The 18,363-nt window shown below is 68.8% G+C and carries 22 protein-coding genes and 1 pseudogene; 16 read left to right on the forward strand and 7 right to left on the reverse strand.

The genetic code is table 11. The annotated features are described in order from the left end of the window. Positions 1-24: 24 nt before the first annotated feature. Positions 25-294, forward strand: a complete 270-nt coding sequence (locus BLV31_RS25610; protein WP_232512397.1) for a TetR/AcrR family transcriptional regulator — start codon at positions 25-27, stop codon at positions 292-294. After that, positions 291-668 carry a TetR family transcriptional regulator C-terminal domain-containing protein gene (locus BLV31_RS25615; protein WP_232512399.1) on the forward strand — a complete coding sequence of 126 codons (378 nt, stop codon included), beginning with the start codon at positions 291-293 and terminating at the stop codon, positions 666-668. Before BLV31_RS25610 ends, BLV31_RS25615 begins: the two co-directional genes overlap by 4 nt. 64 nt (positions 669-732) lie before the next feature. On the opposite strand, the gene BLV31_RS21300 is transcribed toward BLV31_RS25615, so the two are convergent. The 3 genes from BLV31_RS21300 to BLV31_RS21310 are packed head-to-tail and all read right to left on the reverse strand — an operon-like array spanning position 733 to position 2,535. Further along, entirely contained in the window at positions 733-1,416 is a 684-nt protein-coding gene (locus BLV31_RS21300; RefSeq protein WP_064060204.1) for a DUF2332 family protein, read from the reverse strand. A 6-nt stretch (positions 1,417-1,422) separates the two neighbouring features. Beyond that, a complete protein-coding gene (locus BLV31_RS21305) occupies positions 1,423-1,632 on the reverse strand; it encodes a type II toxin-antitoxin system antitoxin (RefSeq protein ID WP_006551624.1) in 210 nt (69 codons plus the stop codon). Between the two features lie 12 nt (positions 1,633-1,644). Continuing rightward, on the reverse strand, positions 1,645-2,535 hold the full coding sequence (locus BLV31_RS21310; protein ID WP_006551625.1) for an SPFH domain-containing protein: 891 nt from the start codon (positions 2,533-2,535) through the stop codon (positions 1,645-1,647). 131 nt (positions 2,536-2,666) lie between these two features. Between BLV31_RS21310 and BLV31_RS21315 the strand changes: the two genes are divergently transcribed. The 10 genes and pseudogenes from BLV31_RS21315 (at position 2,667) to BLV31_RS21360 (ending at position 11,865) form a co-directional block, all read left to right on the forward strand. Next, complete coding sequence (locus tag BLV31_RS21315; protein ID WP_006551626.1) at positions 2,667-3,797, forward strand: NAD(P)-binding domain-containing protein; 1,131 nt, start codon at positions 2,667-2,669, stop codon at positions 3,795-3,797. Beyond that, complete coding sequence (locus BLV31_RS21320) at positions 3,794-4,867, forward strand: S1C family serine protease (RefSeq protein WP_072740563.1); 1,074 nt, start codon at positions 3,794-3,796, stop codon at positions 4,865-4,867. Before BLV31_RS21315 ends, BLV31_RS21320 begins: the two co-directional genes overlap by 4 nt. Positions 4,868-4,909: 42 nt before the next feature. Then, a pseudogene (locus tag BLV31_RS21325) lies at positions 4,910-5,200 on the forward strand (MFS transporter); the annotation flags it as partial. Positions 5,201-5,268: 68 nt separating this feature from the next. After that, the gene (locus BLV31_RS21330; protein WP_064060206.1) at positions 5,269-6,906 is read left to right on the forward strand and encodes an ABC-F family ATP-binding cassette domain-containing protein; all 1,638 of its coding nucleotides are present in this window, start codon (positions 5,269-5,271) and stop codon (positions 6,904-6,906) included. Further along, positions 6,907-7,284, forward strand: a complete 378-nt coding sequence (locus BLV31_RS21335) for an RNA-binding S4 domain-containing protein (RefSeq protein ID WP_006551630.1) — start codon at positions 6,907-6,909, stop codon at positions 7,282-7,284. It abuts the gene before it with no gap. A gap of 69 nt (positions 7,285-7,353) precedes the next feature. Then, positions 7,354-7,626 carry a helix-turn-helix transcriptional regulator gene (locus tag BLV31_RS21340; protein WP_033096769.1) on the forward strand — a complete coding sequence of 91 codons (273 nt, stop codon included), beginning with the start codon at positions 7,354-7,356 and terminating at the stop codon, positions 7,624-7,626. 1 nt (position 7,627) lies between these two features. After that, positions 7,628-8,164: a hypothetical protein gene (locus BLV31_RS21345; protein WP_006551632.1), complete on the forward strand. Its 537-nt coding sequence runs from the start codon at positions 7,628-7,630 to the stop codon at positions 8,162-8,164. Next, a complete protein-coding gene (locus BLV31_RS21350; RefSeq protein ID WP_006551633.1) occupies positions 8,161-9,051 on the forward strand; it encodes an ABC transporter ATP-binding protein in 891 nt (296 codons plus the stop codon). Before BLV31_RS21345 ends, BLV31_RS21350 begins: the two co-directional genes overlap by 4 nt. Then, positions 9,048-10,241, forward strand: coding sequence for an ABC transporter permease (locus BLV31_RS21355; RefSeq protein WP_064060207.1), 1,194 nt, complete (start codon positions 9,048-9,050; stop codon positions 10,239-10,241). Before BLV31_RS21350 ends, BLV31_RS21355 begins: the two co-directional genes overlap by 4 nt. 118 nt (positions 10,242-10,359) lie before the next feature. Beyond that, positions 10,360-11,865, forward strand: coding sequence for a carboxyl transferase domain-containing protein (locus BLV31_RS21360; RefSeq protein ID WP_064060208.1), 1,506 nt, complete (start codon positions 10,360-10,362; stop codon positions 11,863-11,865). Positions 11,866-11,881: 16 nt separating this feature from the next. Here BLV31_RS21360 and BLV31_RS21365 read toward each other — a convergent pair whose 3' ends face one another. After that, a complete protein-coding gene (locus BLV31_RS21365) occupies positions 11,882-12,556 on the reverse strand; it encodes a GOLPH3/VPS74 family protein (protein WP_064060209.1) in 675 nt (224 codons plus the stop codon). A gap of 130 nt (positions 12,557-12,686) precedes the next feature. Between BLV31_RS21365 and BLV31_RS21370 the strand changes: the two genes are divergently transcribed. Then, a complete protein-coding gene (locus tag BLV31_RS21370; protein ID WP_064060210.1) occupies positions 12,687-14,579 on the forward strand; it encodes a propionyl-CoA synthetase in 1,893 nt (630 codons plus the stop codon). Positions 14,580-14,664: 85 nt separating this feature from the next. Here BLV31_RS21370 and BLV31_RS21375 read toward each other — a convergent pair whose 3' ends face one another. From BLV31_RS21375 to BLV31_RS21385, 3 genes are read right to left on the reverse strand one after another with little or no spacing between them, the layout of a single operon-like run. Beyond that, complete coding sequence (locus BLV31_RS21375) at positions 14,665-14,907, reverse strand: DUF3618 domain-containing protein (protein WP_060652010.1); 243 nt, start codon at positions 14,905-14,907, stop codon at positions 14,665-14,667. After that, on the reverse strand, positions 14,904-15,326 hold the full coding sequence (locus BLV31_RS21380; protein ID WP_006551639.1) for a phage holin family protein: 423 nt from the start codon (positions 15,324-15,326) through the stop codon (positions 14,904-14,906). Before BLV31_RS21380 ends, BLV31_RS21375 begins: the two co-directional genes overlap by 4 nt. After that, positions 15,323-16,444, reverse strand: coding sequence for a YihY/virulence factor BrkB family protein (locus BLV31_RS21385; protein WP_024103103.1), 1,122 nt, complete (start codon positions 16,442-16,444; stop codon positions 15,323-15,325). The genes BLV31_RS21380 and BLV31_RS21385 overlap by 4 nt, the downstream gene beginning before the upstream one ends. A 98-nt stretch (positions 16,445-16,542) precedes the next feature. Between BLV31_RS21385 and BLV31_RS21390 the strand changes: the two genes are divergently transcribed. The 3 genes from BLV31_RS21390 to BLV31_RS21400 are packed head-to-tail and all read left to right on the forward strand — an operon-like array spanning position 16,543 to position 18,347. Beyond that, positions 16,543-17,052: a flavin reductase family protein gene (locus BLV31_RS21390; RefSeq protein WP_064060211.1), complete on the forward strand. Its 510-nt coding sequence runs from the start codon at positions 16,543-16,545 to the stop codon at positions 17,050-17,052. Between the two features lie 37 nt (positions 17,053-17,089). After that, positions 17,090-17,866 carry a pyrimidine reductase family protein gene (locus tag BLV31_RS21395; RefSeq protein WP_024103101.1) on the forward strand — a complete coding sequence of 259 codons (777 nt, stop codon included), beginning with the start codon at positions 17,090-17,092 and terminating at the stop codon, positions 17,864-17,866. After that, positions 17,856-18,347, forward strand: a complete 492-nt coding sequence (locus BLV31_RS21400) for a CinA family protein (RefSeq protein ID WP_006551643.1) — start codon at positions 17,856-17,858, stop codon at positions 18,345-18,347. Before BLV31_RS21395 ends, BLV31_RS21400 begins: the two co-directional genes overlap by 11 nt. Positions 18,348-18,363 lie beyond the last annotated feature (16 nt).

Raw genomic sequence — 18,363 nt, forward strand, 5'->3', positions numbered from 1 at the left:
CGCATCATTCCACCCTCCCCGCGAGTGTGGGCGAGGCGCCGGATCGACCAACGACCACGGCGCGAAGATGCTCGCCAGAGCGGCCGACCCGACACCCGAAAGAAGAGGCCGAAGGCCGATGGACGCCGCGACGACACCTCACCCGAACAGCGGATCGCCGACACGGTGCTCCTGCTGCTGCGCACGAAGGGGCCGAAGGCCGTCACGATCGAAGCGGTCGCGAACGTCGCCGGCATGGCCCGGACGACGATCTACCGCCGGTACCGGGATCGCAGCGAGATGCTGAGGCGGTGATGGAACCCCTCACCCGATCGGCACCCCCGGAACCGGAGGCCACGGTCGAAGAGCTCCTGCGGTGGGTGGTGGAGCAGTCCCGTCTCTCCGTCGACGAGGGCATCGGGCTCGGTGGGCTCGCGGCGCTCGTCACCGAACAGGAACCGTGGTTCACCGAGCTGATGCGATCTCTGTTGATGCGCCACCGGCAGATGCTCGCCGAGGCCATCCGACGCCACTGCGACGACGGAACCGTCTGCGCCGATCTCGATGTGGAGACCTTCCTGGACTGCGTGGTCGGAGCCTACTTCGCCGAGCAGGCGCTTCGCGGCGAGGTGGACGAGGACTGGCCCGCTCGCATCACGCGAACCCTGCTACCGACCTTCGCCGCCTGATCCGATTTCGGTGGATCCGACCCCGCCGAGCGGGGGTGGAACCACCGAAACAGTGGAATCGAGATCAGTGGAACCAGTCGAGAATTCGGCCTCGCGACCAGCAGCGCGCCACCGCGTCCACCCGATGCTCGGCGCCCTCGTACAACGCGATGCCGACGATGCTGTGGCCGGAGGCCGGACGATCACCGAGCGTCGGGACCGACGGCGCGACACCTACACCCTCGGCCGACACCCACGCGACCGTTCGTCCCGTGGCCGCCTCACGAAGGCGGTCGACGAACGACGGGCGCCGCGGGATCGGCAGACGTGACAGAGCCCTGGTAGTCGTCACGACGACCAGGGCATCCTCGGGTACCGCCGCGATCGCCTCGGACAGTAGTTCCACGACGTCGCCGTAGAACCGGACGGGTGGGTCCTCGGCGAGCAGGGCGTCCTCGACGTCGGGGCGGTGCCGTGTCACGGCGACGCGCCTGACCACCGAAGGCATCGTCCGGTCGGGAACCGCCCCGCCGTGGACGATCGAACAGCTCTCCTGCACAGGAGAATCCGGGTCGCCCAGGAACACCCCGTCGCTGTAGGTGATGCCCACGCGGTCGACGCACAGGTTCAGCGCCGCGGGGCGTCCCACGTCGATCAGACCGATCGCGGTCGCGCCTACGCGGTGGGCCGCCTCGGCGAGCGCGGGATAGAGCACCGCGTAGCGACCCGTCTCGTCGGTGGTGCCTCCCCGTCGTGCCGTGCCGGCCATGTCTGCTCACTCCTCGTCGTGGGCATCGGCACGCGGACGGCCCGGTCCGCGTATGCGCCCCACCTCGCGCGGCATCCGGCCGGCCTCGGTGAGGGCCCGCCGGAGCAGGAACTCGATCTGGGCGTTGGTGCTGCGCAACTCGTCGGCAGCCCACCGCGCGAGCGCGTCGTGGACTGCCGGGTCGAGGCGCAGCAGCACCTTCTTACGTTCGACCATGCCGCATGATCCCTACTGGTACAGCGATCCCGTGTTGAGGACGGGCTGAGCACTCTGGTCTCCACACAACACGACGAGGAGATTCGAGACCATCGCGGCCTTGCGTTCCTCGTCGAGTTCGACCGTGTGTTCGGCCTCGAGGCGGGCCAGGGCGGTGCCGACCATCGAGACGGCACCTTTGACGATCTGTTCGCGGGCGGCGATGACAGCGCCGGCCTGCTGACGTCGCAGCATCGCCTGGGCGATCTCGGGTGCGTAGGCGAGCTGGTTGATGCGGGTCTCGATGACGCGGATACCGGCGGACTGCACGCGGTCGTGGACCTCGGCCGAGAGCTTGGTGGTGATCTCGTCGGCATTCTGACGCAGCGACATCACTTCCGGCGCAGCGTCGTATGGGTACGAACCGGCGATGTGGCGGACCGCGGCCTCGGTTTGCACGGCGACGAACTCCTCGAAGTCGTCGACGTCGAAGACGGCGCGCGCGGTGTCCTCGACCTGCCACACGATGACCGCCGAGATCTCGATGGGGTTGCCGTCGGCGTCGTTGACCTTGGCTCTGCCCGTCTCGTGGTTGCGGATGCGGGTGGAGATCTTGCGGCGGGTGTTGAGCGGGTTCATCCAGCGCAGACCGGGTTCGCGCAGGGTGCCGGTGTACGAGCTGCCGAGGAGTTGGAGGACACGGGCCTCGTTCGGTTCGACGAGGACGAGTCCGGCGAGCGGCACGAGGGCGAGCACCACGATGACGGCGCCGGCGACGATCAGCGGAACGGTGACATCCACTGCTCCCCAGCCGATCAGACCGGCGCCGACGGCGATTGCGACCAGAGCGGCGATCAGTACCGACCAGCCGTTGGACGAGGCACCCGGCCGCTCGACGGTCACGGGCGACTGCACGACATCCATGTTCCTACCTCCCAGGATCAAAGCGATATTAAAGTGATATCACATTTCTACGGCTGCGGACAGCGTTCCCTCCGCGCACCGGCCGCGATCGCGGCATGATGAAGGACAACGATCCGAGAGGGAGGCTCGCGATGCTCGCCGACGAGGCACTCGATGCGGCCGAGGTACAGACCGCCGATGCGGCGCCGGTCGACATCGTCGTGATCGGCGCCGGGCAGGCCGGCCTGTCGACCGCCTACTTCCTCACCCGCTTCGGAGTCGCACCCGAAACAGGATTCGTCGTCCTCGACCGCTCGTTCGGCCCCGGCGGGGCATGGCAGGACCGCTGGCCGTCACTGACACTGAGCACCGTCAACGGCGTCCACGACCTGCCCGGCCTCGCGTTCGCGGACGTCGTCGACACCTCCGCGGGCGAGGTTCCGGCAGCCTCTGCGGTACCGCAGTACTACGCCGCCTACGAGAAGGAGTTCGACCTTCCCGTCCACCGCCCCACCACCGTGCGGGTCGTGTGCGACCGCGGCGAGCGATTGCGGGTCGAGACCGAATCGGCCGTCTACGCGGCACGCGGCATCATCAACGCGACCGGCACCTGGGAGCGCCCCTTCGTCCCCTGGTATCCCGGCGCCGCGCGATTCACCGGACGGCAGCTGCACACCAAGGACTACCGAACGGCCGAGGAGTTCACCGGGCAGCACGTGCTCGTCGTCGGTGGCGGCATCTCCGCGGTCCAGCTCCTCGACGAGATCTCCCGCGTCACCGAGACCACCTGGGTGACGCGACGCGAACCTGCTTGGAGCGAGGAACCTTTCACGGCCGAGCGCGGTCACGCCGCCGTCGCGCTCGTGGAGGATCGGGTACGACGCGGACTGCCACCCGGATCGGTCGTCTCCGTCACCGCGCTCCCGCTCACCCCGGCGCTGCGGGCCGCGCGCGAACGCGGCGCGCTGGAGCGGTCCCCGATGTTCTCCGAGATCACCGAGACCGGCGTCCGATGGAGCGACGGCCGGACACTCGACGTCGATGTCATCCTGTGGTGCACCGGATTCCGGAGTTCCCTCGACCATCTCGCACCGCTGTCGTTGCGCAACGCCGGTGGCGGCATCACGATGGACGGCCGGCTCGCGACCCGCGTCGCGAAGGATCCGCGCATCCATCTCGTCGGCTACGGCCCGTCGGCGTCCACGATCGGAGCGAACCGCGCCGGTCGCGCCGCGGCCCGGGAACTGGTCGACCATCTCACCGGCGAGGTGCCGCAGCAGTGAGCGGGCGGGGCGGATCGGTGCTGCTGGTCGCGCTCGCGACCACCGCCAGTCTCGTCGCATCGGCACCGGCCCTGGTCGACGTCGCACTCCCTCCCCCACCGCCGGCGCCGGTCGCTCCTTCCCCGACACCGCTGACCGCCGACGAACTCACCGCGCGCACCCTGCCGGTCGTCGTGACGATCGACGCGAGCGCGGGATGGACGGGCATGACGGGCACCGGGATCGTGATCACCCCCGACGGCACGGTCGTCACGAACCATCATGTGGTGAGCGGAGCCACCGATATCAGCGCGGTGAGCGGCGCGGACGGTCTGATCTACGACGCGGAGGTCCTCGGCTACGACCGCGAGCGCGATCTCGCCGTCCTGCGGCTCGGCACCGCGAGCGATCTTCCGGCCGCCGCGATCGCCGAGGACCTGCCGCCGGTGGGCAGCCGGGTCACGGCCTTCGGCAATTCCCAGGGCGGTGGGGTCGTCGTGGCGACCCCCGGCACCATCGTCGAGTTCGACCGCAATGTGGTGGTGCGCGACGCCACGGACGGTTCACGTCACCGCCTCACCGGGATGATCCGCACCGATGCCCCGATCCGGCCGGGTGATTCCGGCGGGCCGCTCGTCGACGAGTACGGAACGGTCGTGGGGATCAACACCGCGGGTGCGGTGCAGCGGAACATCGACACCTCGCCCGATACGACCCCCGAGGCGTACGCCGTGCCCATCATCGAGGCGATCACCGTCGTCGAGCAGGTGCGGACGGGAGTGAGCGAAGGATCGGTGCACGTGGGCCCGACGCCCCGGCTGGGCGCGAGCGTCACCACCGCCCGCAAGGACGGGCAGGATCTCGGGGCCGAGGTGCTGTGGGTGTCCTACGACAGTCCCGCCTATCACGCCGGTCTCGACGCCGGCGACGTCGTGGTGTCGTTCGACGGGGAGCGCGTCTCGTCGACCGGAGAACTCGAGGAACGTCTGCTCCGTCACCGTCCCGGCGACGTCGTGTCGATCGAGTGGACCACCGAGAACGACGAAAGGCGTTCCGCAGACATCGTTCTCGAAGTCGGACCCGCACGCTGACGGCGACGCTCACGGAAAAATCGGTTGATCGGTCACCCGGGGGTGTGGGGAACGCTGCTGCAACGGCGGGTGCCCGCGCACCTGCTCGGTCGGGTCTCGAGTCTCGACTTCTTCGTCTCGATCGTGTTCATGCCGCTGTCCATGGCCGTGGCCGGGCCGCTGGCCCTCACGGTCGGGCTCGCGCCGACCTTCGCGATCGCCGGGTTGGTGCCGGCCGTCGCCGCGGTGATCGTGATCGTCGCGGCCCGGACGCGGCGCGACGAGATCGACAATCCACTCGACGCCGTCCCGGTGGGCGACGATGGGATCGTGCCCGCGGAGTGCGGCGGCTGAGGGGCCGCTCGTGGCCGGTACCGACCCGCGCCGGACCTCGGATTCGTCGCACCCGGGATACTCGGAGCGTGAGCGCAACACTTCGTATCAACGGCCTGTCGGCCTCCCGCGGGGAACGTGTCCTGTTCGACGGACTCGATCTCACCGTCGCACCCGGCGATGTGATCGGCCTCGTGGGGGCCAACGGCGCCGGGAAATCGACGCTGCTCACGACCCTCGCAGGGATCGGTGACGCCGATGTCACCGGCTCGGTGGTCCTCAGCCCGCCCGACGCCACCATCGGCTATCTCGCCCAGGAACCCGAACGGGTGCCGGGCGAGACGATCCTCGGTTTCCTCGCACGTCGCACGGGTGTCGCGGCGGCAGAACACGTCATGAACGCCGCTGCCGAGCGACTCGGAGACTCCGACGAGGACGAGTACACCCCGGCGCTCGAACGGTGGCTGGCGCTCGGCGGGGCCGACCTCGCCGAGCGCGCCGAGAAGGTGATCGACGACCTCGGCCTGGAAGCGGGCCTCGACGCTCCGATGACGGCGCTCTCCGGTGGCCAGGCCGCCCGCGCCGGGCTGGCGGCACTGCTGCTGTCGCGCTACGACGTGCTCCTGCTCGACGAACCGACGAACGACCTGGATCTGGCCGGCCTCGAACGACTCGAACGCTTCGTGGACGAGACACGCACGGCATTGGTGGTCGTCAGCCACGACCGCGAATTCCTCGCGCGCACGGTGACGGGCATCGTCGAACTCGATCCCGTGCAGCAGCAGATCTCGGTCTACGAGGGCGGGTACGAGGCGTATCTCGTCGAGCGCGAGGTGGCGCGCCGACACGCGCGCGAACAGTACGAGGAGTTCGCCGACACCAAGTCGCAGCTCGAGGAACGCGCCCGGATGCAACGCAACTGGCTCGAACACGGCGTCCGCAACGCGCGCCGCAAGTCCAAGGACAACGACAAGATCGGACGCAAGCACCGCGCGGAGGCCACCGAGAAGCAGGCGGCGAAGACGCGTCAGACGCAGCGGCGCATCGAGCGGCTCGACGTCGTCGAGGAGCCGCGCAAGGAATGGGAACTGCGCATGTGCATCGCCGCCGCCCCACGCAGCGGCACGGTGGTCGCGACCCTCGGCGAGGCCGTCGTCCAGCGGGGCGACTTCGTCCTCGGGCCGATCACCACGCAGGTCGAGTGGGGCGAACGCATCGTCGTCACCGGCCCGAACGGCGCCGGGAAGTCTACGCTGCTCCGGTTGCTGCTCGGCACGATCGAACCGGATACCGGTCGCGCGTCGCTGGGGTCGGGTGTTCTCGTCGGCGAGATCGATCAGGCCCGCAGCCTGTTCGAGGGGGACGAACCGCTGGTCGAGGCGTTCGGGCGCAACGTGCCCGACTGGCCGGACGCCGACGTGCGGACCCTGCTGGCGAAGTTCGCCCTCAAAGGGCACCACGTCCTGCGGACGGCGTCGTCGCTGTCGCCGGGCGAACGCACCCGCGCGGGACTCGCACTGCTGCAGGCACGCGGCGTCAATCTGCTGGTGCTCGACGAACCCACCAACCACCTGGATCTGCCGGCGATCGAGCAACTCGAGCAGGCCGTCGACAGTTTCGAGGGAACCCTACTGCTGATCACGCACGATCGCCGCATGCTGGAGACCACACGGACGACACGTCGATGGATGCTCGACGACGGGAAGCTGAGCGAGGAGTTGATGTAGATGGGTGGAAGCGTGCGCGTGGACAGCTGGACGTGGTCGGTCCGGCTGTTCAAGACCCGGTCCGCCGCGGCGAGCGCGTGCCGCGCCGGGCACGTCCGCGTCGACGGTGTGACGGCCAAGCCGTCGACGCCGGTGACGATCGGAGCCGAGGTCCGCGTACGCGCGCACGGAACGGAGAAGATCGTCGAAGTCACCCAGCTCGTGAACAAGCGCGTGGGTGCACCGATCGCCGCGACCGCCTACATCGATCACAGTCCCCCGCCTCCACCGAAGGAGATCCTCGCGGCGCTCCCCCGCCGCGACCGCGGGGCGGGCCGTCCGACGAAGAAGGAACGCCGCGAACTCGACCGTCTCCGCGGTTTCGCCGACGACGACTGACAACACTACGACATATCGATCCATCCTCTCCCATTGACAAAGCGTTGGGTTTTCACAACACTTTGTTCCATGAGTCCGGTACGTCGTGGGGAAGCTCTCCCCATCTACAACCGCATCCGCGTCCTGCGCGCGGAGCGTGGCATGAGCCGCGCACAACTGGCCGCGCTCATCGATGTGAACCCGCAGACCGTCGGAGCACTCGAACGCGGCGACCACTATCCGAGCCTCGATCTCGCCTTCCGCATCTGCGATGTCTTCGGACTACCGGTCGAAGCCGTCTTCTCCCGTACCGAGTTCACGCCGTTGTCGACCGAGCTGTACAAGCCCCGGAAGGAGGCCTGAGATGACCACAGAATCCCTGCTCGATCGCTACGAGGAGTACCGCACCCGCAGGTTCCTGAAGAACGAGGAGATCACCGGGGGGTGGATGCCGAACTGGCGTACCCGCCGTCGCCGCCGCATCCTCGCCGTCGCCGTCATGGTGCTGATCGCGCTGATGTTCGTCGCGTCGATCGCGTCGTACTTCACGATGGCGGCGGCGATCGCCTGGCTGCCGGTGACGCTGGTGTTCCTGCCCACTTGGACGTGTCTGCAGATCGTGTCGGGAAGGCAGTCCGATGCACCCCGTCGCGCCCTCGATGAACGCGAGATCGCCGAGCGCAACAGCGCCCGCTCGATCGGTCTGTCCGTGGCGCAGGGCCTGCTGATGATCCCGATCTTCGCGTTGCTGTGGAGCCCGGCGATCGACTCGATCGACCATCGGGCACTCGCCTATTCCGCAGGCGGATTCGCTCTCGCCTCGATACTGTTCAGCGGTTGCCTGCCCGCCGTTCTGCTCGCCTGGACCCGCCCCGACGACGATCCGGAGGACCTGCTGTGACACTGACGATCGACAATCTCTCGAAGCGCTACGGCGACACGGTCGCTCTCGACGGCGTGAGTTTCGAAGTCCGCCCCGGCGAATTGTTCGGTTTCGTCGGCAGCAACGGCGCCGGCAAGACCACCACTATGCGGATCACCCTCGGCGTCCTGGCCGCCGACTCCGGCGAGGTCCGCATCGACGGGAAGCCGGTCGACCTCGAGATGCGCCGCAACATCGGGTACATGCCCGAGGAACGCGGCCTGTATCCGAAGATGAAGGTCGGCAAGCAACTGTCCTATCTCGCTCGGCTGCACGGCCTTTCGAAGTCGGAGGCGTCGGAGGCGGTGCAACGGTGGACCGAACGGCTCGGCATCGCAGAACGTCTCGGCGACACCGTCGACGCCCTGTCGCTCGGCAACCAGCAGCGCGTGCAGCTCGCCGCGGCTCTCGTGCACGACCCGAAGGTCCTCGTCCTCGACGAGCCGTTCTCCGGCCTCGACCCGGTAGCCGTCGACGTCATGAGCGACGTCCTGCTCGAGAAGGCGAAAGATGGCGTGCCGGTGGTGTTCTCGAGCCACCAGCTCGACCTCGTCCAGCGCCTGTGCGACCGCGTGGGCATCATCGGCGCAGGTCGGATGCGCGCCGTGGGCACCGTCGACGACCTGCGGTCCAAGGGCGACGCGCTCCTCGTCGTCCACGCGCCGCAGGCACCCCGAGGCTGGGCGCACGGTCTGCCGGGCGTCACGCACGCCGAGTACGAGGACGAGCGCACCGTGCTCACCGTCACCCCCGGCGCCGACGACCAGCTGATCCTCAAGGCGGCCCTGGCCACCGGCCCGGTCCACGAGTTCTCGCTCCGACGCCCATCCCTGACCGAGCTGTTCCGAGAGGTGGTTTCCGCATGAGCGCCCCGTTGAGCAACGCCCGCGCGGTCGGTCTCGTCGCGTCGCGCGAGTTCGTCACGCAGGTTCAGAAGAAGAGCTTCCTGATCAGCAACGCGATCATCCTCGTCGCGATCGTCGTCGGTATCGTCGCCACCTCGATCCTGTCCGGCGGCGACGACGACCGGCCCACCGTCGGAGTCGTGGGGGCGCCCGCGCTGCAGACGACGATCGAGTCGCTCGGCGAGACCGTCGGCACTCCGCTCGAGGTCTCCGACGTTCCCGACGCCGCCACCGCCCGTGAGCAGGTGTCCTCCGGCGATCTCGACGTCGCGCTCGTCCCCGGCGAGGGCGCATCCGTCACAGCGATCACCGAATCGGAACTCGACACCGACGTCCGCGCGGTCGTCGAGGCCGCTGTCGTGCAGCAGGCCCAGGTCGCCGCGCTGACCGACCGCGGCGTCGATCCCGCCGCGGTCGCGGCCGACGTCTCGGCGGCGACCGTGACCGTCGACGCCATCGACCCGCCGGACCCCGAACAGGGACAACGCATCATCCTCTCGATCATCGCGGTGATCCTGCTGTACATGCAGATCCTGATGTTCGGCATGTACGTCGCGATGGGTGTCGTCGAGGAGAAGTCCTCGCGTGTCGTCGAACTGCTGCTGTCCACGCTGCGTCCGCTGCAGCTGCTGTGGGGCAAGATCCTCGGCATCGGCGCGGTCGGGCTCCTGCAGCTCACCGCCTACGGCGCGGTCGGTGTCGGCACGGCGCTCGCCACCGACACCCTCACGATCACCGGCACCGCCCTCGGCGTGCTCGCCGGCACCCTCGGCTGGTTCGTCCTCGGCTTCGCGTTCTTCGCCGTCCTCTACGCGGCGGCGGGGTCGATGGTGTCGCGGCAGGAGGACGTCAATTCCACCTCGGGTCCGCTGGTGATGCTGATTCTCGCGATGTTCTTCGCGGCGTTCTCGTCGGTGGACGACCCCGAGGCCGGATGGAGCACCACGCTGAGCTGGATCCCGCCGTTCTCCGCGATCCTCATGCCGCTGCGCATCGCGGCGGGCGTGGCCACGCCGGTGCAGATCGTCGGCACCATCGTGCTGATGGTCGCCGCGATCGCGATGCTCAGTGTGATCGCCGCGCGCATCTACCAGCGGTCGATCCTGCGCATCGGCCGGACGGTCACGTGGAAGGAAGCGCTCGGCCGATAGCCGATCCCACAACGAGGGGGAGGATATATGCGGTGTGTCGCAAGAACACGCACATGTCCTCCCCCTCGTTCGCGTCGGTATAGGTTGACCGCGACGGACGAGGACAGGTGGAGGCGACGTGGCCGGTAGCAGGATCTCGGCGCAGGAGTTCATCGACAAGGTGCTCGACCCGGGAAGCTTCGTCTCCTGGGACGTTCCGCCGATCGATGTCGGGGCCGGCGAGAAGTACCTCGCCGATCTGGACAGGGCCGCCGAGAAGTCCGGGGTCGACGAATCCGTGCTCACCGGTTCGGGCACCGTCCACGGCCGCCGGGTCGCTCTGATCGTGTGCGAATTCTCCTTCCTCGCAGGCTCGATCGGTGTCGCCGCCGCCGAACGCATCGTCACCGCCGTCGAACGCGCGACCGCCGAGGGACTGCCCCTGCTCGCGTCGCCCACCTCGGGTGGCACCCGCATGCAGGAGGGCACCCTCGCCTTCGTGCAGATGGTGAAGATCGCCGCCGCCGTCGCTGCGCACAAGTCCGCACATCTCGGTTATCTCGTGTACCTGCGCAATCCGACGACGGGCGGGGTGTTCGCGTCGTGGGGGTCGCTCGGGCACGTCACTGCCGCCGAACCGGGCGCGCTCGTCGGGTTCCTCGGTCCGCGCGTCTACAAGGCGCTCTACCAGGAGAACTTCCCCGAGGACGTCCAGACCGCGGAGAACCTGTACCGCAAGGGCGTGATCGACGGGGTCGTGCCCCTCGGCGGTGTGCGTCAGGTCGTGCACCGGCTGCTGCGCGTACTCGTCGAGGGCAACCGGCCCGAGGTGACGTCGAGTCCGGCGATCACCACCGTCGACGACGTGCCCGACATCCCGGCCTGGCAGTCGGTGATGCTCAGCCGACGGCCCGAACGGCCCGGTATCCGGCAGTTGCTGCGTCACGCCGCCTCCGCGCAGGTCCCCCTGTCCGGGACCGGTGAGGGCGAATCCGATCGCACCGTCCTGCTCTCCCTCGCCCGGTTCCGCGGCGTGTCGTGTGTGATGTTCGGCCAGGACCGTGCGGGACAGTCACCCGAACGCACGATGGGGCCGGGAGCACTGCGCGAGGCCCGCCGCGCGATGCGTCTCGCCGACGAACTGCGCCTGCCGCTCGTGCTCGTCATCGACACCCTCGGCGCGTCGCTGTCGAAGGAGGCAGAGGAACGCGGGCTCGCACCCGAGATTGCCCGCTGCCTGGCCGATCTCGTCACTCTGCCCACCCCGACGGTCTCGGTGCTGCTCGGTCAGGGAACCGGAGGCGGCGCGCTCGCCCTGCTGCCCGCCGACCGCGTGTTGTGCGCGCAGCACGGCTGGCTCGCCCCGCTCCCGCCCGAAGGCGCGAGTGCGATCGTGCACCGCGACACCACCCACGCACCGGCCATGGCGCAGGATCAGGGGATCCGCTCCCGCGATCTGCTGCGCAACGGTGTCGTCGACGCGGTCGTCCCCGAGCATCCGGACGCCACCGAGGAACCCGTCTCGTTCGTCAAGCGGATCGGTGCCGCGGTGGCCCGCGAACTCGCGATCCTCACCGAGGAACCCGCGGAGGACCGCTACCGGCGACGGATCGAGCGGTACCGGAAGCTCGGCGTCCCGTCCTGACGCGGCGCGATCCGGATCAGCTCGAACCCGCGACCGCTCCGCCGGCTATGAGGGCCGTAGTCATCGCCGCGTTGACGGACGCGACGGCGTCGCGCACCGCTTTGGCCGCCCACTCGCCTTGCGCGATCTCCTTCGCCCGTTTCTTCACCGTCCGCTTGTCGGCGTCCGGGAATACCTTCGGCGCCGCATCCGCCGCCGACAGCAGCGCGATCAGCGCCGCGGTGCGTGGCTCCGGGGTCAGGCCGTCGATCAACGCCGCGCGGATCAGGTCGCGGACGCGCTGCTCGTGGGTGGAATCGATCGCGGGCCACTTCTTCGTCGGGAACACGCCGAGGATCCTCCCGCGCTCCTCCGAGACCCAGCCCTGCTCGACGACCCGCGCGAGAAGCTTCTCCTGCAGGTCCTTCTGCAGTTTCTCGATGGCCGACGTCGGCTTCAGCGGCCTGCCCGAGCCGAGACGCTCGACTGCCTCGGCAAGGATCGGATCGGCGGGTCGTGCCTCGGTGCGTATCGCGATCCGCCCCTTCTTCACCTGCTCCCCCTCGGTGTCGACCGCCACCACGTCGTCGAGGGCGAGTTCGAGGAGCACCGCACCCGCGAGAACGCGGGGCAGTTTCACTCCGTCGACGAGAGCCTTTCCCGATTCGTCGTCCAGAAGCAGGAGCAGCAGGTCTTCCGCGATCGAGGTCATGCGGCTCAGGGTAGGCACTTCGTCCGTTCGTCGCCTGGTCGTGTCCGTCCGACGCAGACCTGCAGCCACCCCCTTGCAGGTCACATAGAGTGGTTCGGGCCACAACCGCCGTCGAGGAAGGACACGAACGATGGGCTCGTACGAGGAGGCGTTCCGTCGGAGCACCGAGGATCCGGAGGGATTCTGGCTCGAGGCCGCCCGCGCGGTCGAGTGGGAGAGCGCGCCGACGCGAGCTCTCGACGACTCGGCGGCACCGTCGTACAAGTGGTTCCCGGACGGCACCCTGAACACCAGCGTCAACACACTCGACCGGCACGTGGACGCCGGCAACGGCGACCGCCCGGCCCTGATCTGGGATTCGGCGATGGTCCCGGCCAAGCGCACCTACACCTACGCCGAACTGCTCGACGAGGTCGCGAAGTTCGCCGGTGTGCTGCGCGACCAGGGTGTCGCCGCCGGCGACCGCGTCATCGTCTACATGCCGATGATCCCCGAGGCCGCCATCGCGATGCTCGCCTGCGCCCGCATCGGGGCGGTGCACTCGGTGGTGTTCGGCGGGTTCGCCGCGAAGGAACTCGCGACCCGCATCGACGATGCCACGCCGGTCGTGCTCGTCACCGCCTCCGGTGGTCTCGAACCCGGCCGCACCGTCGAGTACCTGCCGATCGTCGAGCAGGCGATCGGCCTGTCGCCGACCCCGCCGCACACCGTGATCGTGAAGAACCGCGAGCAGATCCCCGGATCGGCGGCCGACTACCAGACGTCCTCGGCGGCGTGGTTCGACTGGGACGAACTGTGCGCCGACGCGTCCCCTGCGGAGCCCGTGACGGTCGCGGCGACCGACCCGCTCTACATCCTCTACACCTCCGGCACCACCGGGAAGCCCAAGGGCGTGGTCCGCGACAACGGTGGGCACGCCGTGGCCCTGACGTGGTCGATGCGCAACATCTACGACATCGATCCGGGCGACGTGTGGTGGACCGCGTCCGATGTGGGCTGGGTGGTCGGCCACTCCTACATCGTCTACGGCCCGCTGCTGGTCGGAGCAACGACGGTGATGTACGAGGGCAAGCCCGTCGGCACCCCCGATGCGGGTGCGTTCTGGCGGATCATCGCCGAGAACGGCGTCAAGGCACTGTTCACCGCTCCCACGGCGATTCGCGCTGTGCGCAAGGCGGATCCGAACGCCGAGGAACTGAAGAAGTACCCCATCAACTCGCTGCAGACGCTCTTCGCCGCCGGTGAGCGCCTCGACCCCGACACCTACCACTGGGCGACGAAGGTGCTCGGCCGCCCGGTGGTCGACCACTGGTGGCAGACCGAGACGGGCTGGGCGATCGCGGCGAATCTGCGTGGGCTCGAGGCGATGCCGCTCAAGGCCGGCTCCCCCACTGTCCCCGTGCCGGGTTACCGGGTCGAGATCGTCGACGGAGAGGGCAAGCGCGTCGATCCGAACACCGAGGGCAACATCGTCATCCGCCTGCCGTTGCCGCCGGGCACACTGGCCGGCCTGTGGCAGGACGACGACCGGTACCGCCGGTCGTACCTCGACACCTTCCCCGGTTACTACCTCACCGGCGACTCGGGCTATGTCGACGAGGACGGCTACGTCTTCGTCCTCGGCCGGTCCGACGACGTGATCAACGTTGCCGGGCACCGGCTCTCGACCGGCAGCATGGAGGCCGTGGTGGCCTCGCATCCCGCTGTCGCCGAATGCGCCGTGGTGGGCATCCGCGACGAATTGAAGGGCCAGCGCCCCTCGGGTTACGTGGTGCTCAAGGCCGGTGTGGAGATCGAGCCCGAGACCCTGCGTCAGGAACTCGTCACGATGGTCCGCGACCAGATCGGTGCGGTCGCGACCTTCCGCGACGTGACCGTGGTCCAGGCCCTGCCGAAGACGCGCTCCGGCAAGATCCTCCGCAAGACCATGCGGCAGATTGCCGACCACGAGGAGTACACCGTGCCGTCGACGATCGAGGACCCGGCCGTGCTCGACGCGCTGAAGGAACAGCTCGGCGGCTGACGGCACGCCCCGCTGAGCCTGCACACAGCAGCGGACGGATACTCGGTGCAGAACACGAGTATCCGTCCGCTCGAGTACGCCTACGTCACTTCTTCCGTCTGCGCCTCACAAGCACCAGCACGAGCACGGCCGCAAGGACCCCGCCGGCCACCGCGATCAGATCGGGCCGGTTGCGGACTTCCTGGGCCCGTTCAGCCGCGGACTGCTTGACCCGGGTGGGCACGTCGAGTCTGTCGGTGAGTTCGCCGACGGTCGCGGCGAGTTCGGCCCGTTGACGTTCGATGTCGGCCACCTCGTCCGGACGACCACCGTTGTCGGATGCGGTCACTTCGTTGCTCCCTTCGCGGCGTCGATGTCGGCGCGGACACTGGCGACCGTGCGTTCCGGCACGGGCGGTGCGGCGTTCTTCGCCTTCGAGGCACCGACCGCGGCGAGGATGCCACCGACCGCGAGCACCACGAGCGCGACGATGAGGGCCGCGAGCCACGGTTCGACGGCGGTGGCGAGGCCGAGCACGGCCGTCGCGATCAGGGTCGCCAGACCGAGGAACAACAGGATCGCTCCCGCACCCGAGATCCCCACGCCCACACCGATGCGGGTGCCTTTGGACTTGACTTCCTCGAGCGCGTGCGAGACCTCGGTCCGCACGAGGGTCGAGACCTGTTCGGTGAGCCGCTCGGTGAGTTCGACAGTGGACAGGTTCTTCGGTTGCTCGGCTACGGGGCGCGCATTGCCGGGTGTCGTCATCGCGGATTCCTTTCCGTCGTGGGCCCGGTAGGGCCCACGGGGTCGGCCGCCTCTCCGGAGGAGCCGTCGGCGCTGTGGGCTTCGCGCAGCTTCCGCCCGTGCTCGACGAGTTCCTCCAGCTTGGCGGCGTTCTTCTCGCTCGCGCGCGAATCACGTTCGGGCAGTTGCAATGTCTTCTCGGCAGGCATACCGGCCTGCAGCTGGCGGCCACGTTCCATCTCGGCGTCGAACTCGGCACCGAACAACAGGGCCAGATTGGTGATCCACAACCACAACAGGAAGATCACCGCACCGGCGAGTGAGCCGTAGGTCTTGTTGTAGCTGCCGAAATTCGAGACGTAGAAGGCGAATGCCACCGAAGCCACGATCCACACGACGATCGCGATGAGCGATCCGAGGCTGACCCAGCGGAACTTCGGCTGGGACACGTTGGGCGTCGCGTAGTACAGCACCGCGACGATCATGACCACCAGCGCAAGCATCACGGGCCACTTGACGATGTTCCACACCGTCACGGCGGTGTCGCCGAGGCCGATGACGTCGCCGATCGTGCGTGCGACCGGGCCGCTGATCACGAGCATCAGGGCGGTCGTCCCGGCGGCCACCAGGGCCACAGCGGTGATCAGCAGCATCAGCGGACGCAGCTTCCAGACGGGCCGGCCCTCTTCGATCTCGTAGATCCGGTTCATGGCGCGGCCGAAGGCGCCGACATATCCCGAGGCCGACCACAGCGCGCCGAGAATACCGACGATCAGGGCGAATCCGGCTGTCGGTGCGGACACGAGCTGTTCGATCGGTCCTCGCAGGGTGTCGACGGCGGAGGACGGGCCGAGGTCCTCGACCATGCCGAGCACGGTGTCGACCGTCGTCTGTCCCTGGCCGAACACGCCGAGCAACGAGACCACGACGAGCAGCGCAGGGAACAGCGACAGGACGGCGTAGTACGTCAGTGCGGCTGCGAGATCGGTGCACTGGTCCCGACTGAACTCCCGAATCGTCCTGCGCAGCACATATTTCCACGACGGCGTGGACAGATCGGTCGGTGAGTCGGGTTTGCGCGGGTCATCGGGGGCGAGGGTGGCACCCGACGATCCATCACCTCTGTGCTCGGCGTCCATACTGCGGCGGGTACCCCACCTCGCACACCGACCAAACTCACAGCCGCACCGCGGCCGAACCACAGCCGCATCGGTGTGACGGCCGTACGATTCGGCTCATGGCCGACACCCCACTCGAAGGATCCGCCGACGGTTTCGCGGGCATCGCCTCGCAGCTCGACTACCCGATGTTCATCGTCACCGCATTCGACGGCGAGGAACGCAGCGGTTGCCTGATCGGTTTCGCGACCCAGTCCGCGATCGATCCGGCCCGCTTCCTGGTGGCGCTGTCGAACAAGAACCGGACCTACCGGGTGGCGTCGAAGGCGAAGCACCTCGCCGTGCACGTCCTGACCCCGGCAGACCGCGAACTGGCAGCGCTGTTCGGCGAGCACACCGGCGACGACATCGACAAGTTCGACCGCTGCTCGTGGCACGAGGGACCCCACGCACTACCCGTGCTGGACGGCCCGCGCGCGTGGTTCGTCGGCCGGATCCTCGAGACCTTCACGACCGGCGACCACGGCGGTTTCCTCCTCGAACCCGAACGCGGTGAGCTCCGTGGCGACCTGGACCGCCTCATGACCTTCAAGTCCGTGGGTGATCTCGACGCCGGGCACGGCGCGTGACGTGCATCCGGCGGGCGGGAGTGGTCTGATCGGCGTCATGCGACGACTCGACGGCACCGATGCGACGCAGCACGTGGACGACACGGCGCTGCGCGCTCTCTACGCCTATCCCGACGACCTGTCCCGGCCGTGGATGCGGATCAACTTCGTGTCCTCCCTCGACGGAGCCGTGGCGGTCGAGGGACGATCGGGCGCCCTCGGCTCGCCCGCCGACAAGAAGGTCTTCGGGCTGCTGCGCGAACTCGCCGATGTGATCCTCGTGGGCGCAGGCACCGTGCGGGCCGAGAACTACGGCGGCGCGAGGACCAGCGAGGCCCTGCGCGTGCGCCGCGAGGAGGCCGGACTCGCTCCGATACCGCCGGTCGCGGTGGTGACCGCCTCGTGCGACCTGCCGCCCGACCTGCGTCTGTTCACCGACACAACGATCCCGCCCGTGGTCTTCACGACCGCACGGGCCCCCGAGACCGCCCGGCGCGCGGTGGAGGCCGCCGGAGGCGACGTCCGCGTCATCGCCGACGCAGTGATCGACGGCCCCTCCCTGCTCGCGGCGATCGGCGAGGCGGGATGGCTCCGGGTGCTGTGCGAGGGCGGACCGAATCTGTTCGGCCGCATGATCGAGGACGGCGTCGTCGACGAGCTGTGTCTGACCTGGGCTCCGGTCCTGGCCGCCGGCAGCGCCGCGCGTATCGCGCATTCGCCGACGGCCGCTCTGACACCCCTGCAACGTGCGCACCTGGTGTGCGACGACGACGGCACCCTGCTCACCCGCTGGGTGCGACCCGATGCTCTGGAAGGAGACACGCATGGCCGATGACGACGTGGTGGAGGGGACGGACACCTCCGACGAGTTGATCGAGCAGCTGGCACAGCTCGCCTCCGACAAGGAGCTGACGCTCGGCTGCGCGGAGTCGCTCACCGCGGGCACGCTCGCAGCCCGCCTGGGTGCCGCGAAGGGCAGCTCCGACTGGTTCCGCGGCGGCATCGTCGCGTACTCGCGCGAGGTCAAGTACGGCCTGCTCGAGGTTCCGGAGGGCCCCGTCGTGTCCGAGAGCGCGGCCCGCACGATGGCGGAGAGCACCTCCCGCCTCCTGGGCGCGGACATCGTTGTTGCCGTGAGCGGAGCCGGTGGGCCCGACCCGCAGGACGGCCGCCCGCCAGGCACGGTGTGCTTCGCGACGACCGGTCCGGACGGCACCCGCAGCGAGGAGCAGCGCTTCGACGGTGATCCCCAGGACGTGCTCGCGAGGACGGTGCGTCACGCCCTGTCGTTGCTCGTCGAGCGCGCATCCGCCTGAAAATCGGATGCGATCT

This window comes from Rhodococcus pyridinivorans (assembly GCF_900105195.1).
GTDB lineage: Bacteria > Actinomycetota > Actinomycetes > Mycobacteriales > Mycobacteriaceae > Rhodococcus > Rhodococcus pyridinivorans.

What these genes read in the sequence shown, in the direction of transcription:
- BLV31_RS21300 (WP_064060204.1), bottom strand. Translation starts at nt 1,416, where the DNA reads ATGGCCGGCACGGCACGACGGGGAGGCACCACCGACGAGACGGGTCGC.
- BLV31_RS21305 (WP_006551624.1), bottom strand. Translation starts at nt 1,632, where the DNA reads ATGGTCGAACGTAAGAAGGTGCTGCTGCGCCTCGACCCGGCAGTCCAC.
- BLV31_RS21310 (WP_006551625.1), bottom strand. Translation starts at nt 2,535, where the DNA reads ATGGATGTCGTGCAGTCGCCCGTGACCGTCGAGCGGCCGGGTGCCTCG.
- BLV31_RS21315 (WP_006551626.1), top strand. Translation starts at nt 2,667, where the DNA reads ATGCTCGCCGACGAGGCACTCGATGCGGCCGAGGTACAGACCGCCGAT.
- BLV31_RS21335 (WP_006551630.1), top strand. Translation starts at nt 6,907, where the DNA reads ATGGGTGGAAGCGTGCGCGTGGACAGCTGGACGTGGTCGGTCCGGCTG.
- BLV31_RS21340 (WP_033096769.1), top strand. Translation starts at nt 7,354, where the DNA reads ATGAGTCCGGTACGTCGTGGGGAAGCTCTCCCCATCTACAACCGCATC.
- BLV31_RS21345 (WP_006551632.1), top strand. Translation starts at nt 7,628, where the DNA reads ATGACCACAGAATCCCTGCTCGATCGCTACGAGGAGTACCGCACCCGC.
- BLV31_RS21355 (WP_064060207.1), top strand. Translation starts at nt 9,048, where the DNA reads ATGAGCGCCCCGTTGAGCAACGCCCGCGCGGTCGGTCTCGTCGCGTCG.
- BLV31_RS21365 (WP_064060209.1), bottom strand. Translation starts at nt 12,556, where the DNA reads ATGACCTCGATCGCGGAAGACCTGCTGCTCCTGCTTCTGGACGACGAA.
- BLV31_RS21370 (WP_064060210.1), top strand. Translation starts at nt 12,687, where the DNA reads ATGGGCTCGTACGAGGAGGCGTTCCGTCGGAGCACCGAGGATCCGGAG.
- BLV31_RS21380 (WP_006551639.1), bottom strand. Translation starts at nt 15,326, where the DNA reads ATGACGACACCCGGCAATGCGCGCCCCGTAGCCGAGCAACCGAAGAAC.
- BLV31_RS21385 (WP_024103103.1), bottom strand. Translation starts at nt 16,444, where the DNA reads ATGGACGCCGAGCACAGAGGTGATGGATCGTCGGGTGCCACCCTCGCC.
- BLV31_RS21390 (WP_064060211.1), top strand. Translation starts at nt 16,543, where the DNA reads ATGGCCGACACCCCACTCGAAGGATCCGCCGACGGTTTCGCGGGCATC.
- BLV31_RS21395 (WP_024103101.1), top strand. Translation starts at nt 17,090, where the DNA reads ATGCGACGACTCGACGGCACCGATGCGACGCAGCACGTGGACGACACG.
- BLV31_RS21400 (WP_006551643.1), top strand. Translation starts at nt 17,856, where the DNA reads ATGGCCGATGACGACGTGGTGGAGGGGACGGACACCTCCGACGAGTTG.